At 57.5% G+C, this 19,199-nt stretch carries 22 protein-coding genes; 4 read left to right on the top strand and 18 right to left on the bottom strand.

Annotated features, from left to right (window positions below; translation table 11 throughout):
- Both IPM54_10255 and IPM54_10260 read right to left on the bottom strand, forming a co-directional pair.
- Positions 1-1,494: a protein phosphatase 2C domain-containing protein gene (locus IPM54_10255; protein MBK9260204.1), complete on the bottom strand. Its 1,494-nt coding sequence runs from the start codon at positions 1,492-1,494 to the stop codon at positions 1-3.
- A gap of 98 nt (positions 1,495-1,592) precedes the next feature.
- Entirely contained in the window at positions 1,593-2,444 is an 852-nt protein-coding gene (locus IPM54_10260; protein ID MBK9260205.1) for a VWA domain-containing protein, read from the bottom strand.
- A gap of 622 nt (positions 2,445-3,066) precedes the next feature.
- On the opposite strand from IPM54_10260, the gene IPM54_10265 reads away from it, so the two are divergent.
- The 3 genes from IPM54_10265 to IPM54_10275 all read left to right on the top strand — a co-directional run bounded on the left by IPM54_10265 (position 3,067) and on the right by IPM54_10275 (position 5,900).
- Complete coding sequence (locus tag IPM54_10265) at positions 3,067-3,264, top strand: hypothetical protein (protein MBK9260206.1); 198 nt, start codon at positions 3,067-3,069, stop codon at positions 3,262-3,264.
- 223 nt (positions 3,265-3,487) lie between these two features.
- Entirely contained in the window at positions 3,488-3,904 is a 417-nt protein-coding gene (locus IPM54_10270) for a hypothetical protein (protein ID MBK9260207.1), read from the top strand.
- Positions 3,905-4,286: 382 nt separating this feature from the next.
- The gene (locus IPM54_10275; GenBank protein ID MBK9260208.1) at positions 4,287-5,900 is read left to right on the top strand and encodes a hypothetical protein; all 1,614 of its coding nucleotides are present in this window, start codon (positions 4,287-4,289) and stop codon (positions 5,898-5,900) included.
- A gap of 57 nt (positions 5,901-5,957) precedes the next feature.
- On the opposite strand, the gene IPM54_10280 is transcribed toward IPM54_10275, so the two are convergent.
- The 16 genes from IPM54_10280 to IPM54_10355 all read right to left on the bottom strand — a co-directional run bounded on the left by IPM54_10280 (position 5,958) and on the right by IPM54_10355 (position 18,613).
- A complete protein-coding gene (locus IPM54_10280; GenBank protein MBK9260209.1) occupies positions 5,958-6,584 on the bottom strand; it encodes a hypothetical protein in 627 nt (208 codons plus the stop codon).
- A 16-nt stretch (positions 6,585-6,600) separates the two neighbouring features.
- On the bottom strand, positions 6,601-7,473 hold the full coding sequence (locus tag IPM54_10285) for a hypothetical protein (protein ID MBK9260210.1): 873 nt from the start codon (positions 7,471-7,473) through the stop codon (positions 6,601-6,603).
- 9 nt (positions 7,474-7,482) lie between these two features.
- The gene (locus IPM54_10290; protein MBK9260211.1) at positions 7,483-7,977 is read right to left on the bottom strand and encodes a hypothetical protein; all 495 of its coding nucleotides are present in this window, start codon (positions 7,975-7,977) and stop codon (positions 7,483-7,485) included.
- Positions 7,978-8,048: 71 nt separating this feature from the next.
- Entirely contained in the window at positions 8,049-8,690 is a 642-nt protein-coding gene (locus IPM54_10295) for a hypothetical protein (protein MBK9260212.1), read from the bottom strand.
- A complete protein-coding gene (locus tag IPM54_10300; GenBank protein ID MBK9260213.1) occupies positions 8,665-8,934 on the bottom strand; it encodes a hypothetical protein in 270 nt (89 codons plus the stop codon). The genes IPM54_10295 and IPM54_10300 overlap by 26 nt, the downstream gene beginning before the upstream one ends.
- Positions 8,935-8,982: 48 nt before the next feature.
- Positions 8,983-9,435 (bottom strand): hypothetical protein, encoded by a 453-nt coding sequence (locus tag IPM54_10305; GenBank protein ID MBK9260214.1) that lies wholly within the window; start codon positions 9,433-9,435, stop codon positions 8,983-8,985.
- A complete protein-coding gene (locus IPM54_10310; GenBank protein MBK9260215.1) occupies positions 9,410-10,270 on the bottom strand; it encodes a hypothetical protein in 861 nt (286 codons plus the stop codon). Before IPM54_10310 ends, IPM54_10305 begins: the two co-directional genes overlap by 26 nt.
- Before the next feature lie 11 nt (positions 10,271-10,281).
- Entirely contained in the window at positions 10,282-12,909 is a 2,628-nt protein-coding gene (locus IPM54_10315) for a hypothetical protein (protein ID MBK9260216.1), read from the bottom strand.
- On the bottom strand, positions 12,906-13,583 hold the full coding sequence (locus IPM54_10320; GenBank protein MBK9260217.1) for a hypothetical protein: 678 nt from the start codon (positions 13,581-13,583) through the stop codon (positions 12,906-12,908). Before IPM54_10320 ends, IPM54_10315 begins: the two co-directional genes overlap by 4 nt.
- 20 nt (positions 13,584-13,603) lie before the next feature.
- On the bottom strand, positions 13,604-13,795 hold the full coding sequence (locus IPM54_10325) for a hypothetical protein (GenBank protein MBK9260218.1): 192 nt from the start codon (positions 13,793-13,795) through the stop codon (positions 13,604-13,606).
- A 129-nt stretch (positions 13,796-13,924) separates the two neighbouring features.
- Entirely contained in the window at positions 13,925-14,242 is a 318-nt protein-coding gene (locus tag IPM54_10330) for a hypothetical protein (protein ID MBK9260219.1), read from the bottom strand.
- Positions 14,243-14,254: 12 nt separating this feature from the next.
- Positions 14,255-15,298 (bottom strand): hypothetical protein, encoded by a 1,044-nt coding sequence (locus IPM54_10335; protein MBK9260220.1) that lies wholly within the window; start codon positions 15,296-15,298, stop codon positions 14,255-14,257.
- Between the two features lie 18 nt (positions 15,299-15,316).
- Positions 15,317-16,519, bottom strand: a complete 1,203-nt coding sequence (locus IPM54_10340; protein ID MBK9260221.1) for a hypothetical protein — start codon at positions 16,517-16,519, stop codon at positions 15,317-15,319.
- A 29-nt stretch (positions 16,520-16,548) separates the two neighbouring features.
- On the bottom strand, positions 16,549-16,959 hold the full coding sequence (locus tag IPM54_10345; GenBank protein MBK9260222.1) for a hypothetical protein: 411 nt from the start codon (positions 16,957-16,959) through the stop codon (positions 16,549-16,551).
- Positions 16,960-17,073: 114 nt separating this feature from the next.
- On the bottom strand, positions 17,074-17,898 hold the full coding sequence (locus IPM54_10350) for a hypothetical protein (protein MBK9260223.1): 825 nt from the start codon (positions 17,896-17,898) through the stop codon (positions 17,074-17,076).
- Between the two features lie 58 nt (positions 17,899-17,956).
- Entirely contained in the window at positions 17,957-18,613 is a 657-nt protein-coding gene (locus IPM54_10355; GenBank protein MBK9260224.1) for a hypothetical protein, read from the bottom strand.
- Between the two features lie 175 nt (positions 18,614-18,788).
- On the opposite strand from IPM54_10355, the gene IPM54_10360 reads away from it, so the two are divergent.
- Entirely contained in the window at positions 18,789-19,187 is a 399-nt protein-coding gene (locus IPM54_10360; protein ID MBK9260225.1) for a hypothetical protein, read from the top strand.
- The last annotated feature ends 12 nt before the right edge of the window (positions 19,188-19,199 follow it).

Consider the following 19,199-nt stretch of genomic DNA (forward strand, 5'->3'; position numbering starts at 1 on the left):
TCATTGCGTCAGATTGCTGGAATCGATTTGTATTTGACAACGATTGAACTTGTCGGCTGATCTTATGTGATGCTCCGTCACCCGATACTCCGCCTTCTGGAGCAGTTTCCCCCGCATTCTGTCGCCATCCTTGTCATCATAGACAGGTTCTTGCGCCTCAAACTGGTGTTGGGCATCTTTGGGATTTGCACCGTATTTTTTTTGTGAGCAATCGACCCAGCCAGCTATGGTCACATTGGTCACTGTGGAGGCACTTGCACTTGGGATTGATGAGGAAACGCTTGCATCGCGACGGGAGACTGTTGCAGTGGGTGGCGTGCCTCGAGAGGGAGCGGTTGTCGCGTTTCCCGAACTTGGTGTTACTGGAGCCGAATTTTGTGCTGAACCTCGTGTCTGGATCCAAAAAGAAACAAGCACTGAGACCACGGCTGAGACCACGGCCGAGACAAACATGATATTAGGGTAGCTAGGAGCTCTCCCCTTGGTGTCAGACTTATTGCGTTTAGGCTCGGCCAGTTCAATGGGTTCGTCCAGTGTCGACACTTTCCTGGACGAGGGTTTTCGAGCTGCATGGTACGCGGGCGATGGTTCGGCGAGTTTGGTAGATTCGTCCAGCGTCGATTCTTTCCTTGTAGGAGGTTTTCGAGTCGTATGGTATGCGGGCAGTGATTGCGCAGCCGATGTCTTTGCGATCGACTTCTGCTGATGATCTTGTTCGCGCGTGAAAGATCGGGAGGGCTCCGTTGCGCTCTGTACGAAATTTACATCGGTATCTGGTTCCTTCTCCATTCTGACGACAAGCAGCGTGACATCATCGTTCTCCATTCTATTCGCATCGCGTTCCTGATCTACGAGCTGGAGTAGCTCGTCTTCTGATGCGATCTGGCTAATGCGATTCCACACTGGCATTCCAGCTTCATGTCGCTGGAGCAACCATTTTGCCAATGCATCGGTCGCCAAAATGAAGACGTCTTCCGTCGTGGCGTTGTCCTTCCAAATATTGATTTCCGGCTCTGGATCGGACGGGGTGCTGAACAAACAGCGGGGAGTCGAATTGAAGCCGGCGCTCGACTCCAGCGGCAATGATCGCAACAAATTGTTCCCACAAACTAGGAAAACGCATGCGTCCCCAATAGTCACTGCAGACCATTCCACGAGGTCGTTCTTGTGCTCAACCGCAATCCCACAGAATGTAGCGGCGCCGCGACGCCCCTGATTATTCCACCATGCTCCACCTGCCGCAGCTTCCGCTTGGCGCTTGCGCCACTGTTCTCTTGGACCAGCGAGCCATCTTGTAAGTTCTCTTTTCGTTGGTAATCCGCTCGTACAGGCCGCGTCTACAAGAAACTGCGCCCACGGGCCTGGGAGAAACGACACGGAGGCTCCGTCCGCTACTGCGTAAACGCGAGCGGTATCATTGCCGGCCCCCGCATCGTCGCTCGTGGCCTTAGCTTCGCCTTTCTTGCCAATGCGCAGAAGCCGATGCCGAACCACGAGCGCCGTTCGCGACGATGAGCTAGACGCTTCTCTCAAGGAACGGTCTCCCTCTTGCGTGGTGTTTGAGTGCGATCCCCCGTTCCCCTGGGCATGTATCATCTTCCCGTGGGGTTACTACCGAACGCAAGCAATCGCACGAGTGTTTCGGCGTCCGCGTTATAGATGAATCCTCGTGACGACGGCGAGACGTTAAAACCTTGCGCGGCGGCTGATGCCTGGAGTGGTGCTGGCAGGACAGACGACATGCGAAATAAGAATTTCGCATACTCGTCGGGCAAAGCGCCCTCTGCATCTGGAAGAGAAATAGCGTGACCCTTCCGTTGCGAAATGTGTACATTCAGAAGGAGAGCAGAGCCATCCGACGTTTTTAGATTGGATATTGCTTGGGCGGCTGTCGCCGCCCGACCAGCATCATCTGGTGCTCCATCGGTGATATTGATGATTACTGGAGGGAAGCTATTCTCATGAGAGGCAACCCATTCACGTACCCAACCTGCGCCAAGTTCGAACGCGTCTGCCATTGGTGTAGAACCATCTGCTATGGGGTCCACCCAAACTGGGAAAGGCATTTCCATGTCCACCAGACCACCTGCACCGTCAGGGACTTTTTGCTTTACCGTATCGACTCGTTGTGGTGATACCGCAACATCTGCGATCGAAACGAGCCCCTTGCCCTGCAATGTACCACGGAATGCAGATCCAATTTGTCGTCCGTATCCAACCACACCGAGATCACATCGTGGCGAAATTACGTCACCCTTCTGCGCTGCGAGTGCGATTTCACGAATCACTCGGTTTACGGCCATCGCGCATGCTCCGTCCTTTCGACTGAAGGGATCTGCGGCATTGGGTTGCGCACCGTTGAAGCCTTCATCCATGGAACCGGATTGATCGATCAGGATCAAGATGCATCCAGGCGTGCTTTTCGAGAAAAGTTGCTTGTACACGTCGCCCTCCAAGATTCTGCCGTAGCCTTGCCGACACCTCTCAGGTCCCCTACTCGCGTACTTTTCACGAGTCAAGAGAGATGGGAGTCAGTTATCTAAGATTTTCCTTTTGTGCCGCATCGCACCCAACCCCGCCTGCGTGTCGACTTGTCATGCGCTATGGACATATCTTGCTATCAGCAGTGGCGAGCCTTTAAGCAGTGTATTCCGCCCGCATTGAAATTTGAGTAAACTCGAGCTACGCATATTGTCGTATTGCTGATAGGAGCAAGCCGTGCCTTGCATCATATGTACACGAAACGATTCGGACAAATTCAAACCGCTGGACATCTATTGTGTACATCTGTACACAACGAAGTCGGCCTGTGCGTTTGCCGTTTGCTTCGTTTCCTGCTGGGGTCTCGGCCGGTTATGCATGGTTGGTTGACGCGATGCATTGGGCAGGACCCCCCTTTGGCTGGGCAGCACCGGGCCGGGATGGCGGGGACCAGCGACGCATCAGCGACAATCTTGACCGGGATGCGCGGATCACCGTAACAGGGCGTTACTTTCTTCCTTGACACCAAACCTGCGGAGGTTTGACATGGTCCCTATCTTGGCAGAATAGTGAGAAGGGTGCGTTATGGAGATCTTTCTAGTAGGGATTTGGATCGGTCTCGGCGTCACGTCGTTCAAATATCTTTTCTTTGGGGACTCAAGCGAGAAGATGGCGCCGATCCTATATGTGGTATCCGCCGCATTTGGCCCGTTATTCATCGGGCTGGCCTTGATCAAGCTCGTGGCCAAAGGGTTTGAGTGGCTCTTCAAGGGTCGAGTCTGAATTGTGCATTGACGTTCGATCGATCCAGCAAGAGCCCGCCAAAGGCTGCCGTGTCGCCGCTCCCGCCATGCAAAGCCGAGCCGTTTCTCTCGGCCGCCCGAGCCTCGCTGCGACGGTAGAGCACGACCAAACACTTTACATGGGCCGCAACTGGCTCAACGTACGGTCGTCCGTGTTGACGAGGGCCCGAGGCTCCTGTCTACTGGCGCGAATGAAGTGCCTCGTGATACTGATTTCAAGCATTTGCCTGGCGGGCTGCGGACCGGATTGGAGCGGAAAATTCGAGGGGAAGCTTTCGCAAACAGGAACGTGTTCCGATGGCTCATCCGTCCCCGCCTCGACCACGGCCGTCAGCCTGACGCTGAAAGACGATGGCGACACCGTCACCTGGGAAGCTCCATGCGGAGCGACTGCGATTGCCAACGTCGATGGCGATGTTGCCAACGTGCGTCAGTATAGTTGTCCGGCGCAGACCCAAACCGATGGCACCACCATCGCGACCACGGTTACGGACGGAAAGCTGACGTTGAACGACAACATCCTGGAGGTGGAGTTCGACCTCTCCCTGTCGCTCTCGGGCACGATTACGGGTACGTGCGACGTGGTCGCGGAAGGTTCGTTGAACCGGCTGGCAGAGTGATTTGGGGCATCAACCCCCAAATCGGTGGCGGGGATGTGCGAGGCGCGAAGCTTGGATGCGGACAGATGTACATGCTCAGGTGAAAGTAGTCTACTAGTTGAGCCGATCTTGTGAGATAATGTGTGGACAGATGTACATGAGCTGGTGTGGCCACGCGGGAGAACCTACTCGAAGACGGCGGTCCCGTTCTGCCATGGAATACTGATACCGCAGTTTCGTGCCAACCGGATTCTCCATCAAAGCGGCAGCGCATCGATCATATCCGATTTTAAGCGGGAAATTTGTAGCGCCCCTGCGAGTACCGACCATCGATGCCAACGGTTTTTCTCGCCAGCCTACTCTGCCTTGACAAAATTTGTGCGCGCGCGTTTCATCAACGTCGATGTCTCCTGTATCCTGGCTGAAGGCGTCAGATTGGAAAGGGAAAGTCGATGTTGGGATCATCACGATCCGAGCGGATGAGAACGATGCCGTATGTCGCCGATTCCCGAAAAAAATAGGCATCGTCAATGCGCGCCGTCAGTATAATTTACATTGCGTCAACCCCATTGCGCCCCATGGCTACACGGTTGCAATTCTTCGCTGTGCGGAGCAAGGGAACGGCGAGGCGCTCACGGCAGCGCGCGATCTGCTGGATGACCTCGCGCCGCGATGGCTTTTGGTAGTCGGCATTGCGGGAGGAGCACCAGGACACGGGTTCACCCTCGGGGACGTGGTGGTATCGACACACATCATCGACTTCAGTGTGGAGGCAGTCCTCCAGGACGGATCGCGCGAGTATGCGGTTGCGGGGGGCCGGTTGGCTGCCGACGCGTCCGCGCTTGCCGCCAATGTGGAGTCTCTGGAGGCGGAACTCGGTCCGTGGAACACGCAGGAAGCGATCATGCTGCCCCAACCTCCGGTGGAGCTCGAACGGGAGAACTTTTATGGTGACCCTGAGTGGCAAGCGAAGGTCACGAATTCTTTAGAGAAGTACTTCAAGCCCGCCGACCCGAATCGGCAACCCAAGGTGAAAGCGGCTGCAATCGCATCGAGTGATCGATTGGTCAAGAATACCGAACAGGTGCAGGTATGGCTGAAGGTCGCGCGACAATTCGTCGCGATCGAGATGGAATCGGCCGGCGTCTATCGTGCCGCGTATAGCACGAGACCACCGACGCCGTTCCTTGCGATCCGCGGCATTAGCGACATAGTTGGATTCAAGCGGGATGAGCGGTGGACCGCGTACGCATGTCACGCCGCGGCCTCGTTTGCGGTTTCACTTCTCCGCGCAGAGCTGATCCCGCCCGCCGACTCGCCGCCCATTGGGTCGGCAGTTAATCGCGAAGAGAGCCGCCATCGCATGATCGTCAGTCTGGTAGCGATATGTGCGATTGCGGGTGTGCTCATTGGTTTTTTCGCATTCGGCGGCGTCGATATTGTGAAGATTCTGGTGCTTGCAGCGCTTTGGTTGGCAGTATCCGTGACGATTCGAATCTTTGCACCCACGACGTCCCATAGATGGCTTCGTGCGGTCAAGTGGGGGGCGCCTACGTTCTGCTTTGGGATGATTGCCGGTGCTATATTTAAGGACAGCCATAAACCAACCGAGGTCGTGCTCAACCCGCAACCTCCGCCAGCCCTCGGAAGCTCCGAACTCGCGCCTACGATTATCGGTCCCACAACCACGCAGAGCACAGAGTTTCCGGTCGACGCTGCTACGTCGCCTCCCGCCGACGCATCGAGTTCCGTTCCATCGCCCAGAGCGATTCCAAGCGACGCGAAGTGCGCTTGCAATCTATGGCGAGAGCACGCCGCTTTGGACTGGCGACAAATTTTCGGCGACGAGTCGAAGACATGTACGGCAGAATTCGGCAAGGCATGCCGCGACAAGTTTAGGGCGTGTTGCAAGGAGAACGCTTGCTGGGGCAAATTGGCCCTCGTGCGCCCCTATGAGGATCTTGACATCAAGTGGAACGAGACGTGTCCACGGCCCGACGCGGGAGTGCAGCAATAAAGGGACAGCAACTCATTGGAACAGCGAACAGATGGCTAATGGTGCATTTGAGTTGAATCACCAAGTCATCTTATGCGGTGGCTCAAAATCCGTCCACGGTAGCCCGCGGCGTTTGCACGCGTGAACGAACATCCCCGGAACCTGCCCGTCGAGGTAGTAGCACTCGTCGATGAAATGCAGCGGTATGTACCCGCCGGGCACGGAACGCCGCCCTTCATACCGATACTTGTACAGCCACGCATAGTTCATTTCCCGGCGCAACTGCGGCTGGAGCTTGATGTTCCCCGACGTGAGAAGACCGCGAATCGGCCAAATCTCGGGGTTGTTGGGATAAAGCATGTAGTCCTCGAACTTGGGCCACATGCCCAAAAAGTACGCCACCGAGCGTTTGCCGAAGTACGCAATGTTCTTATGCCCCACATAAAGCGAAAAGGATTGCGGATAAAATGGCGGGCGGTCGTAGGGCACATTCGGCTCCCAAACGTATATTTTCGGGAGGTCTTGAGGCATGTCCGATATGTCAGGGACAATCATCATGTCCGGTGTCTTGAACACCGACCATTGGTTTTGGTTCAAGAGCGGTCGGCGAACACTGACTTCAATATCCGCTTGCTTTTGATACATTTCCGGTATCGAAAACCAATGGTACGCGCGAGGGTGGTCATAGATGTAATAATTGAGCATCTCGCAACCTCCGACGTCATTGGTGGCTCCGTTTCAATGCATAAGCTCCGCCAGCAAGAGCGAGTATCCCCAGCGCTACACCCCAGCCCGCAAGAGAGCTGCTTTTCGTTGACTGCATCGAAGTGGCCTGGCTCGGGGGCAGCGCCGGCGTTGGGACCGCCTGTACCGGGGTCGTCGCCGGCGTCGGGGTTGCCGTGGTCTGCGCTCGGGGCGGCGCTTGGACAGACGGAGTCGGGGCAAAGGCGGCCGGGGTCGTTTCGTACGAAAAGCGCGGTCGAAAGTAGGCGCCTATCGAGAGAAACGGCTGCCCCAATTTGATGGCATGGTCCTCATGGCGAAATCGCGCTTCGTAATCCAACCAGAAAACCGTGCCTCGACCCATCGTGCGCGCTGGTTCGGGTACGCCACTGAGCGGCCTTGTTTCGGTCAACGACAACGCTTGCGCAAGCGGTTTGATGCTTTCGGACGAACTCGGATACTGCGCCGGGTGGTGCGTGCTGGTGGTGAATATCGCCGGCAAACCGTTCTGTAAGGCAATTTGGCACCACGCCAAAAATCCCAGTTTGGGCTCTTTGACGCCCCATGCACTGTAATAGCTGTCGAGTGCGAGCAAGCCCGTTACGCGTGCGTCGCGCCTCCCGGCGGCCAGGCCCAACAAGACTTCGATGGCCCCGTGCCCGCGAGAAAAGCCAGCAATGACAATTTCGCGGGCATCGGGGGCCAACTTCGAGAGCGGGTCGTTACCAAGGCCCAGCGCCCAGCGTTTGTAGGCTTCGGAGCCATTTCCTCCGGTAATGTGGTCGTCGATCGTCCGGATGGCCCAATCCGTCGGAACTGCGGGGGCAATCAGAGCAGGCCAAACGGGACCAATCCACAATACCGTGTTCACCTCGAACCCCTATTTTGGAATGCAGCACCAAAGCGTCCGAAATGGGAATTCGGGTTGAGTGCCAACGTTGTCACACTCGGCTTGGGGAGGAAAATATCCGTCGTCGCAATCGACACCTTGCGTCTTGGGTACTTTGAAATTGCAATTCATGTTGTTTTTCATGCAACCCCAGCACGACATGCCGTCCGGCTTGCATTCTTGATACGCGGGGCATTGAACGGGACAACCGGACGAGCTCGCGCTCGAGCTGCTCGATGACGAACCACCAGATCCTCCAGCTCCACCGCCGCTCGAGCTACTCGATGATGCTTCGCCTCCGGCCCCGCTCGAGGAGCTCGACGAGTTCGATGCATCGCCGCTCGAGCTGCTCGATGATGATGCACCCCCAGCCCCGCTCGACGTGCTCGATGAACCCGACGAACTCGAATCGCCAAACACCCCCGTCGTCTCACTGCCGCACGACGCAAGAACAATCGCCACGAGAATAACAAAGCTTGAACGCATGGTTTCCCTCCTCGCGCGAGTCTACGATCACGAAGGTGCCGTCGTCTTGCAGGACTCGATGATCTCGTACGTCATGGTTGCTCCGAACTCGAAGCGTCGGCGTCTGCGGGAGGCGCCTCGTTCGCGGCACTCGTGTCTGCGGGAGGGGCCTTGACCTCGACGGGAGGCGTTGGAGGCACGCTCGGAGCCTTGGCCTCGATGGGAGGCGCTGGGGGCACACTCGGAGCCTTGGCCTCAATGGAAGGCGCCGGGGGCTCCGGTGGAACGCTCGGAGCCGTCGAATCCGCCGGAGGCAACGGCGCCAGAGCAGAGAAGGCAATGACTTCCTCGATGCCGTCCAAGTCGACGACCGCGTTCGTTCCTTGCATCCGGACAAACGTCGCAACGACTTCACCGATGCCGGGCATGATCACGAGCACCATGTCCCCTTGGTTGATGCTTGCCGGCGCGTCTGGTGGCGAATTCCCCGCGGGTGCTTCCACGTTCGATGCGAGGGCCCTCGAGCCCGCCCCCGGCGCCTTCAAGCCACCCATCGATTGCACAACGCTCTCGATTTGTGCTTTGTCGGCTCCCTTGTAGCTCGAGTTCAGCGTTGTCGGCCCAATTGCGAGGCGCAAGTGCGGGAATTGTGCCGCCACTGCTTGGGCAATTTCATTGTGATTCGGAAGTTGCCCGTCCACGTACCATTTATTGGTCGAATAGAATTCGAGCATGACCATCCTCCGCTAGCTCGCGCTTCGTTTTCGTGCCCGCTTCTTTGCGGTCTTTTTGGCGGTCCTCTTCGGCGTCTTCTTGGCTGTCCTTTTGGCGGTCCTCTTCTTGGCCCTCTTCGCCGGCATGTACACCTTGCGCTCGACGACAACCGTTTTGGTCTTGATTCTCCTCTTTGGTTTCGCGCGCTTTTTCGCGCCTTTCTTCTTGTCCGACTTGGCGTGTTTCATGAGGTCTCGAACGCATTCGTCGAACCGCTCGAGAGCTTTGTGCGTCGCGTTTGCCATTGACTTTCTATTCCTCCGTGCCGGCTATTTCTCCCACCAACTTCTTCCAAAGTTTGTTCAGCCCGTCGACTTGCGCGGGAGTAAAAATGCTTTGCATTTTTTCGATCTGCTCTGCGGTCATTGCTCTGAGAACTGGGCGAAGTGCTTCCTCCAATACCGAGGGATTTCGCGTTGCCCCGACGTTTTTCATGGCATACATGGCATTGATCGCGAACGGTAATAACTCGCGGAAGGTGGAAGCCTCCTTCTCAACCTTGCGGCTGGTGGAAGTCCCCTTCCGGACCTTCCTGGGCGCTTGGACCTTGCGCTCGACGACAACTGGTTTGGTCCTCGTTCTCCCCTTCGGCCTTGCACGCTTCTTCGTGCGCTTCTGGTCCACCTGCGCGTGCTTCATGAGCTCGCGGACGCGTGCGTCGAACTCCTCGAGCGCTTTATCAATTGTGTTTGCCGTTCTTGCCATTGGGCTTCTCACCCTCCAGATTCGGTGCTTTCACGCCCTCTGCTTGCAACAGGTTCCAAACTTCGAGCAGCCCCACGACTTGTGAGGGAGTAAAAATGCTTTGCAATTTTTCGAGTTGCTCGGTGGTAATTTCGCTAAAAACGGGGCGGAGAGCTTCCTTCAATACGGAGTTGTCCCCTGTCGGCACCATGTTTTTCTTCGCCACCGCATTGATTGCAAACGGCAACAACGTACGCCCAGTGGCAACTGCTTCGTTGAGGAGCTTTTGCTCGTCGTCGTATTTTTTCCGCTGCATGTCGCGGTCAAACTGCTTGTCCTGTGCGCGCTCGATCAACTCCCTCACGCCGTCCAGCCGCTCCTCGAGCGCTTGGCTCCTCCGGGCGCTCCGGTCCAATTCCATGAGACGGTATTTCTCATTTCCCATTGCAATCTGAACAACGGCGGTAACCAGCGACTCGACGTGGTTTTGGCTTTGTTGAAGGAGCGCCACCGCTGCGTCATTGACCGTTGCACTGCCAGCGCCCGAGTTTGCGAGGTCGTCCTCGTTCTCTCCTTGGTGAATCACCACGGGGTATCGAGCGACGTTTTCTCCATTGCGGATCGCTTGTACTTCGTACCGTTTGGTACCAGCAGCCATGTAACTGGAATCCGTCTCTGCTGCTTTCATGATTACACTCGCGAGTGCAGCCGCATCAAATGAGTTCACCACGGTCCACGTGTTGACCGTCACGGTTCCTCGTGCACGCTCGCTATAACGCAATCGAAAAGTGACTTTCTCGCCCTCCTCCATTTTTTGCATTTCATCGGTCAGCCATTTGATGATGCTATCGGCCATGGTGCATCCCCCTATTTCGTGTGTGCAGCTCCCACGAAAGCCGCTGCCGCAATCGTCACCGCCGCCAGCCCGACGAGCGGCCAATATGCGAACTTGCCGTTGTCGATCTTTCCTTCGTATACGTTCGTTTTGGGTGCGTAGATCCGTTGATCGACGAGGTTGTTCCATGTTTTGAGGCCGTCCTCGTACTGGAATGCGCGCTGCATTGCGTCGGCATCACGCTCTGGCGTATTGACATAGTTGCGTTGGTAAAAACCCTTGAACGCCGTTATGTAAGCGTTCCATTTGATCCTCAGTTCGTCGCTTTCGGCGATTTGCTGCATCTTTGCGTTTACCGCATCGGCCACATTGTTCACGTAATTGAGCATTTCTTGCACCTGGTCCACCCCAACGGCAATGATGGGAGGTTGTTCCCCGCCGGCGGTCGAGCACCCAACCGTCGTGGCACCGTGACGCGCCAACCAGCTTCCACCGACGGACATCGCCAGCGCTTCGATACCCGAAGGACGTTGGCGGGATGGTTTCGGCTGGATGTAGACGACTTGCGGTCTGCGGATTTGGTTTTGGTTCGCTGCCATTGCGGGCATGGTTTGTCCTTTCCACTCATTGAAGGTTGCGCTCTGGACTTCATTTCCAAGATTTGAGATGTCGAGGTCTGCTCCGTAAAAGAATCGCAAAATCGCGTCGAACGTTCTGCCGTTTCGTGCCAACCAATCGGCACCGTTTTGAGACATGCACCCTCGGTTGTCCGCGCGCGAAGTGCTGGACAATTTCGTGGGCGATACCTGAGCCCCCCTCTTGCCGTCGTTGTAAGTGACCCACTTTTCGGTCTTCGTGGGGTCGGCACCAGGCGCGCCGTTCGACCAGATGGCTCCGGCGACGTAATTTGCGATAATCAAACGGCCGCTGTGCATGGCCACCATTCCACGCGTCGCATTCACGGCATCAACGCATTGGGGCAAAGCGCTCTTTGCAAATACTTGAAACTTTTGCGAGTTCGGAATTGGATTCGTACGCCCGAGTTTCGCATCGTCTCTCATCGCTCGGAGCGCATACGTGCGTGAAGCAATGGCTTGCGCTTTCAGGGCCTCCGGATGCGCTCGACCATTTTCGCCAGTCACGACGCGCGGCAGATACTCCTCTTCGAAGCGCAACCAGCCTTCCGAGGTCAGGACCTTTTCGGGCGCCGTCACCTCGTTTTTCACGAATGCCGCCGGCGTTTCGTGCACGGTGGGAGCAACGACCGGGGCGGCAGCGTTTTTCTCGTTGAAATCAACTGCGAGGTAATCGTGATACTTGATCGCCCCTCGAAACGAGTCTTCCGTGATGCTTCGGCGCCGGTTCAGCCATTTGTCTCTTTCAGGTCCCTCGGTTTCGTTACCGCCAACGGTCATCATGTTGCCGTTTTGATCCGGGGGAATTTGAACGCGCGAGACATGCCCGAGTCGACTTCCCGGCTGCCCCCGCGTCCAGAGCACCAAGTCACCCGGTTGGAGCACGTATCGCCCCGAGCGGATGTCGGCGGCGGGCACCCAAGCCTTGGACTCACGTGCGTCGTCCTCGAGCTCCCACACCGCCGCTCGGTACCCATGCGGCACAGGTTCGTCGGGCCGCGCAACAGCCGCCAGTGCTGCGCTCTGGGCGACTGCGCACCAGTCCCCGCGATCGATGCCGAGTTTCTGCCCGGTTGCTCGACGTCGCGCTGGGGCGAAATACTGTGCGATCCGCGCGCCTGCGTTCGAGCCGGGAGGTTCTTCCCCCACCCCCGCGGCGAGCTCCTGCTCGCACCAGCGCAACGCACGCAAGCCCAGGTCCGTTTCTCCGACCAACCCAGACGGCGTGGACGGCTTTGGCGCTGGAGGAGAACTCGATGGGGTCTGCGGCGCCGTCTGCGAAGGCGCAGTGGGCTTGGCGAGCAGCGCAGTGTCGTACCGAGAAACGCGTAGGACTGCGTCGGCTTGTTTCGTCGCCGTCGCGTATTTCTGGCCCCCCGTGAGCACGTGCGCGGTTTGGGGGTCGCGCCACACACGCTCGAGCTCGACCGTTTGCCCGTCGAGAACCATGAGCTTTTTCGCAAATCGAATCCCGTGCGAATAGTCACAATACCAATACTGCTTGTGGAATGTGGACACTGGCTGAATCGGTTTGCCGTCAGCGGTATGCCACCCGTAAATGCAAACGGCATTCGGGAATTCCACAAGGCGATTCGAAATGATCAGGTCTTTTTTGCACCCCACCACGAGACCAGCGCGGTCTTGTCGCTGCCGCTCGATGATGCCATTGTGCTCGACGAACCGCTTTGTCGTCGTCATTCCTTTCAAATCTTTGAAGGGTTGTGGCGCGAGCTTCGTGCTGCCGTTTTTCCAAATCAAGTCGACCATGAATGCAGTCGGTAGAACCGATTCGGTTTGGTCCGCAATGATCTGAGCGGCCGGACCACCTATCGGCACGCGACACCAATCCGAGGCGTTGCCTATCGCGAGGTAATCGCTCGTTACTTCGAAATAGCCCCTTCCGTCCTCGAGCGGTACCTGTACCCAAGGCCAAAGGACAGCACCGCCTCCCAAGACAATCTCGACGATCTGGGCGTCTCGTTGCGGCCCGAGGTCGTCGTTCAGGTCGAACCCCGCGACCTTCATAACGCCAACCTCCAGATGATGGCAACGGTAGCCCGCTCATCGGTAAGGTTCGTGATGCGCACTTTTTGGACATCGAATGACAGGGGAAATCGGCTTGCCTCCGTGCAATCCCCCGGACGAGCTTCGTATCGTGTAACGTTGTTGAATGTAAGCAATTCCAATCGGATCAAACGGCCGAGAATCGCGTTGAACGGGTTCGCAACCAAGATGCCATGCGTTGCCCATAACGGGATATCGGCAACGACATTGGCGCCGCCATTCAATGTGGTGTAGTCCGATGACCATTGCATTGGAATGCATGGTTTCGAGCCATAAGCAATCGTAGCCTTTGCGAACACGTTGGTGCCTGGCACGATCTGTGTTCGCAGTTTGGCTCGTAGCTTGAAGCTCGTTGCTGCAAGGGTGAACGCGCAACCCTGCATCCAATCGAATCTCGCCTTGTGGCTCGAACCGCTGATTCCCCAATCGATAAAGCCTTCAACACCAATGACGGATGCTGGAGGCGCTTGGGGATTGATTATTTCCAACCCACACTGAATCGTGACGAGTTGCGGGGATCGATTTGAACCGCCCTTGTTTGCAAGGACTTGCTGCGGCTCGCTTTGGGCCGGATCGAGCTTTTCCGAAGCGCCGTTATTCGTGCCGTCGTGGAGTCCGAGAAGGTCAATGTCCATGGCGGCCTCCACTGCCCGCGTTATTGGAGCCCAATTTGGGCAAATCGTGCCACGGTAACGTCGAAATCGACATCCGCCGCAACTCCACCAACGAAGGTGCTGACGACAATCTTCGTCACGCCGCCGCTGTAGGTTTTTTGCGGTAATATCGTGGTGTCGGATCCCACGAGTTCGGTGATGCACACCGATACCGAGAATTCGTTGGGAGCCATGGGGACATCCAGTGTCAGCTCCACCTGTCCCGCGCCGAGTCTGTTCGCGGTTTGACTGAATCCCCTTGTGCCTCGCACAATGGGGACCATTCCACCGTCAACTGTGCAGCCAAACATTGCAATCCTCCATCACTTGAGCGTGTTTACGACGACGTCAAAGTTCATATTCGTGGGGATTCCGTCACGAATGAGTGCGACAACGAGGTACATGCCTGGTGGTCGTGGCGGAGGCGGATCCTGAACCTTCCACACCGACGCGGTATGTTTGTTCGAGCCGAGAATTTGCCACGGGGTCGCGGTCACTACGAATTCGGAAGCGGCAAGAGCCGCATCGAGCCGTAGGATCCACAGTCCAGGGAAAATCTGTTCCAAGTAGTCGGCAAACCCCTTGCCCTTTATCAATGCTCCGGTAATTGCCATTTCGACTGCGGCAGAGTACGTGGCCATTTCGGTGCTCCATCAACACTTGGGCGTACTACGAGGGAACCAAGGCCAGCCGGGCGGCCAGCCGGGCGATGCGTTGGGGGCAGGAGCCGTTGGAGGCGGCAATTGCGGCGGTGGAACTGCCCACGGCGCCGGCGGTTGGGGCGGCCATTGAGAAACAACCGCACCGCGGGGAGGCACGCCCCAAGGGGCTGACGACGACGACGGCTGCGACTGTGCCGGAGGCTGCGACTGTGGCGGTGGGCCTCCCCATGGCGGCTGCGACATCGGCCAAGGCGGGGCCGCGCTTGTGTTTGCGCTCGTGTTCACGCCTGGTGGCGCACTGGGAGCGCTTGGTGCACTCGGCGCATCTCCCCACGGTGGCGTCCACGAGGCGCCAGCACTGCCAGCAGCTTGCCACGGTGGCGTCCACGCGTTGCCGTCACTACCAGAAGCAGCGGGTTGCCACGGCGGCGTCCACGAATTCCCGGCGTTGACTTCCGCGGTGACATCCTGGACCTCTCGCGTTGGCGAGTCCCCGCTCGAAAACATTCGGCGAATGCCATCGGCAGCTTGCAGCAGTGCCATCAACAAGGTCCCCTTTTTTGAGCCCTTTTTCGCCGAGTTTGCGACAAGCGCCACACTGTTCTGGGCTTTCCTATCGCCTTGGCGCGCGCGCCCCATGATATTTTCCGCAGCTTTCACAGCCGCAGTCGCCTTGGAAACGGTTTGCATCGCCGGGCCGAACCCCGGCACGAAAGAAAGCGCACTCAGGAGCAGCGGATTCTGCACAACGCTTTGTGCTTGTTTCAGCACATTTTGAGCCGCTCGGCTTTGGGTGAGCTTGGCGATGCTCGACCAAATACTGGCTCCCGTGGCAATCTCTGGAGGAACCTTGGCAATGCCACGCTGAATCAAATCCTTCACGGTCTGCTCGGACGCTGTTGCAGTGAGCCGAACGGGCCCCGTTCTGGTGGGAATTTCAGCCACGGCAAGCCAGTCCCCGCCTTGCCGAACGGTCTTGAGTCGCACTGGGATCGGGGCTTGCTTGCCGCGCTTGATGTAGACTACCGTCTCCATGGTTACTCCATTCTTGGTTTATTTTGGCGGCGGTGATTGGGATTGAGTTTGAAGCAATTGCGCAGCTTGCGCCGGCAATTGCGGAAGGTTTGTCGCCGAAGACGCCCCCGCGGGAGCTTTGGCATTCGACTGAATGGGCATCGGGCCTTTCTTTACATCCCACGTCGAAGGCAACGTTATCGTCATGCCGGATTTCCAAGGCAAAAGGTATTCGATTTCGCCTACCTTGCGAATTCGCAGGTCGGGGTTGGTTTGAACCAATTCCCGCCATCGATTGGCATCGCCGGTGTACCATTGCGCCAACTGCGACGGTAACTCGGAACCTCGAACCGTGTACGTCCGGCCCGACGTGGTATTCGACACCGTGGACGCCAAACGGACTTCTGCCGCGCGTTTTCGCAATGCTTCGGCCGAACGCGTATAGCCCTGCTTTTCGACTTCGTTGGCCGCCGCTTCCATTGCGGTTGCGTTGCTACCTGCCATCAACTGTTCGACTTTCGCCCGCACGTCGGGCGGAAGCTCCTCGAGCTCGCTCGGCTTGGGCATCGGCGGAGGCGTTGGGGGAGGCATCGGCGACGGCGATGGCCAGGGATACGGTGACGGCGATGGCGATGGCATGACGATGACCGGACCCGTCAAAATGGCGAAATACCCGGTTGGCGGCGCGACTTGCTTCGCTTCATCGGGTCGGATCGCCTGCAAGAATTTTGGCTCGCGAGCAGTGGCTAGCCATTCCACCGCGGCGATTGCCATCTTCCCATAGCCTTCCACCCATTGCCTGGCTGTCACTTGAGTTGCTTGGGTTCTCGGTAGGAGTTTTACGCGCGTCGGATCGCCCTCGACAGCCTCTACCCCGTATTGATCGAGCATTGGCACCAAATAGGGGATGGCCTCTTGCCGAAAGACCTTCGTGCCATCGCTTGCGATCGTGGTCATCATGCTCGCCGTGGTGGTGCCTGGGGGCGATTGTGGCCATCCTGGGCTTTGCTCAGGCCACGGCGTTGGTGGGCTTGGCGGCATCGGAATCGGCAGCGGCCACGGCGGATTCGGAGAGGGCGAAGGTGCCGATGGCGGTGGAGCTGGTGGCAACGGCTTGGCTGCCGGCGGCGGTGGTGGTGGTGGTGGTGGTGCAGGCGGCAAGGGTTTGGGGGTAGGTTTGGGCGGACTGTCGCCGCTTTTGGCTGCGACCGCAGCAGCGCCCAGAAGGCCCAAAACTGCCATAACGCCGAGAACGGCCCCACCACCCATTTTCATACGCGCCCCGCTATTCCCATGGTTTGCTCGGGAGCGCTGGAGGGCATGCCCAAGCGTTTCGATGGGTCTTCAATCAGCATCGTTTTACCTTGCTGAAGTCCAACGAGAATATGATACAGTTTCACCCGATGCTTGCCGCTGTGGTTGGTCACGCTGAACGTCTTCCAACGAAACACGCAACGCGCTGGTATGCGATGTTTTACGCGCAGTTCTGCCACGCGATACGCTGATAGATCCTCGCAATCGCCGTAGCCGGTCTGCAATACGATAGCTGCGTCGCGCCAGTTTTCTTGACCGAGCGGCTCCTGCTTGTACCGCACGCGAGTGCTGTACAAATCGGGAAACGCTCGCGAGCTCATGAGCGCCATATTGACTTGCACGAGGCATTCGAGGAACGTGTCCAACACCTTGTGCGCAACGGCCTCATTTCCGAGCTCAAAACTGGTACTCGTATGGAAATTGACGCTGTACATTCCAAACTTTACCTCCCGAAGGTTGGAATGGGACTCGAGCGGCGTCGTTTACTCCACTGCGGGACCGATCAACACAGCGCGGAACAATTGAGCCGCGCCAGAGATGTTTGCGAATGAAATCGTCACGTCGTGACCGACATTCGCAGTATCGCCCGTCAATTCCACCGCAACGGATTGCGGAGAGAAGGTTTCACCCGGAATTGGATCCGACCCGACGAACTGCGAATCTTTGCCAACTTTGATGTCGGTAATCACGAACGCCGGGGCAATCACGGACGGAATCACGAGACGTCGAATCTTGATGGGGGTTTGCGGACGTCGCGTCACACTTCCAGGTTGGCCCGCCGGCGTCGGCGCATCGGCCTGGAATCCGAACGGAAATACTCGAGCTTTGGTGTACCCTGTATTGACCGCCAACGTCGGCTGAATGCCGATATTTGCCATGCCCTGCAAACGGCGCTGTGCGGCTTCCTTCTTTCGTTGGGCCAAAAGGTTCCTCAGCGCGAGAGCCTTTTTCCTTTTTGCGGCAGCGGCAGCCAACGCCCTTTGCCGAGCCGTTGTCGTGCTCGCGCCAATGATATCGAGTCCTGCGCCCGCAATATCGATGGGATCGACGATGTCACTCCCCGAAACGATATTGGACAACATAGCCAAATCGGGATCTTCGATACTGTTCGCACCAAACAACAGATCGGCGTCCGCACCGAAAAGCAATTGGTCGTTGCCAAACAGCAACTGATCAGCGCCGCTGAACAGGTCCAAATCGGACCCCGACGCGAACATTTCGTCGATATCATCGGCGCCGCTCAGCAGCTCCAAGCCCGCGGTCGTCACGATGAGGTTGCCAAGATCATGCAGACGGTGTTGTCGCATTGTGTACTCCCCGTAAAACGTTTCTGGTACGGCGAACGCCTCGCGACGTTCCACGAAATCACGCAGCGGCTTGGTTCCACGCTATTGCCGCAGCCAACTCTTCTTGCGTCATCGGATTGCCTTGCTGCTGCGGAAGGCCATTCCAATTCGGCGGCGCGCCCCATGGATTCCACGATGGTTGTGGTGGGGGCAATTGACGCATTTGTCCCTGGGTTGCTGGAGGCATTGCGCCAAAGCTCAAGGACTCGCCAGCCGATGGCGGCTGCGGAATCGCGGGTGGCTGCTCGGGTGGCAAGGGCGGCGCGGTCTCGTCCCGCTTTTGTTTCCCGAGAGCAGCGCCAGACGCAGCAGCCCACGTAGCGAGTGCCCCGTTGGCAAGATTGTGAAGGTTTGCGGCGACGAAATGTGCAACGGCTCCCCCGGCGAAGCCCAAACCATAGGCGACGCCGTGCAGCACGAGACCCGTCGCTGCATCGACGGGAAGGCCCAAGATGGTTGCCTTCTCGCCGTAGTAACCGCGCAAGTACCCCATGCCAAACGCCATTCCAACGATCTCCGCCGTCGCGAGGACGTTGCCGGCGATGACCATGGCTTCTTGCTGCGCGCGTGCTTTTGCGTTGCGCAACGTCTGGTTGTCCCGGACCAACCGCGCCATCTGCTGTCGGGCCTCTCCCAGCGTTGCGTTGACTTTCCGGACATCGAGCTTGTCGGCCATGCACATCAGATAACGGCACGCCGGCGCGGTCGTCGACAGCCACTTCCGGATTCATTGGCGGGTCCCCAATACTGTACCCTATGAATCGACCGTACTTAGTTGAACGATTTCAGACTTTTACTGTTGGGAGCCTCCAACAAATCCGGATCAATTGATCCAATGAATCGGAGGGGACATGGCCTTCATCACACGCACAGCAGCCGCCAAAAAGTATCGCGTGACGTACGACCATCTCAGACAGCTCGAGCGCGACGGCAAACTTCGCAAATTCGCGGCAAAAGACGTCGATTACACCCATGACAAACCGTGCCCGCGAGGTGGGCAAATCAAGTGGGTGTACAACGAGGACGACGTGGCCAAACATGCTGGCAAGAAGGCTGACGTACGGTTTGCCCGCATGTCACGCACAGCGGCGCTCGTGTTCGACTTGCTGGCGGAAGGCAAGGACTTGGTCGAAATCGTTCGGCGTACTCGACTCGACATTTCCGAAGCCAACCGAATCCGGAACATCTATCTCCGCGAAAAAGATGGGTTCGTCGTTCCAGGGGAAGCCCGTCGAGTCGCGAACCAATGAATCGGAGGGGGA

This window comes from Polyangiaceae bacterium (assembly GCA_016715885.1).
Lineage (GTDB): Bacteria > Myxococcota_A > Polyangia > Polyangiales > Polyangiaceae > Polyangium.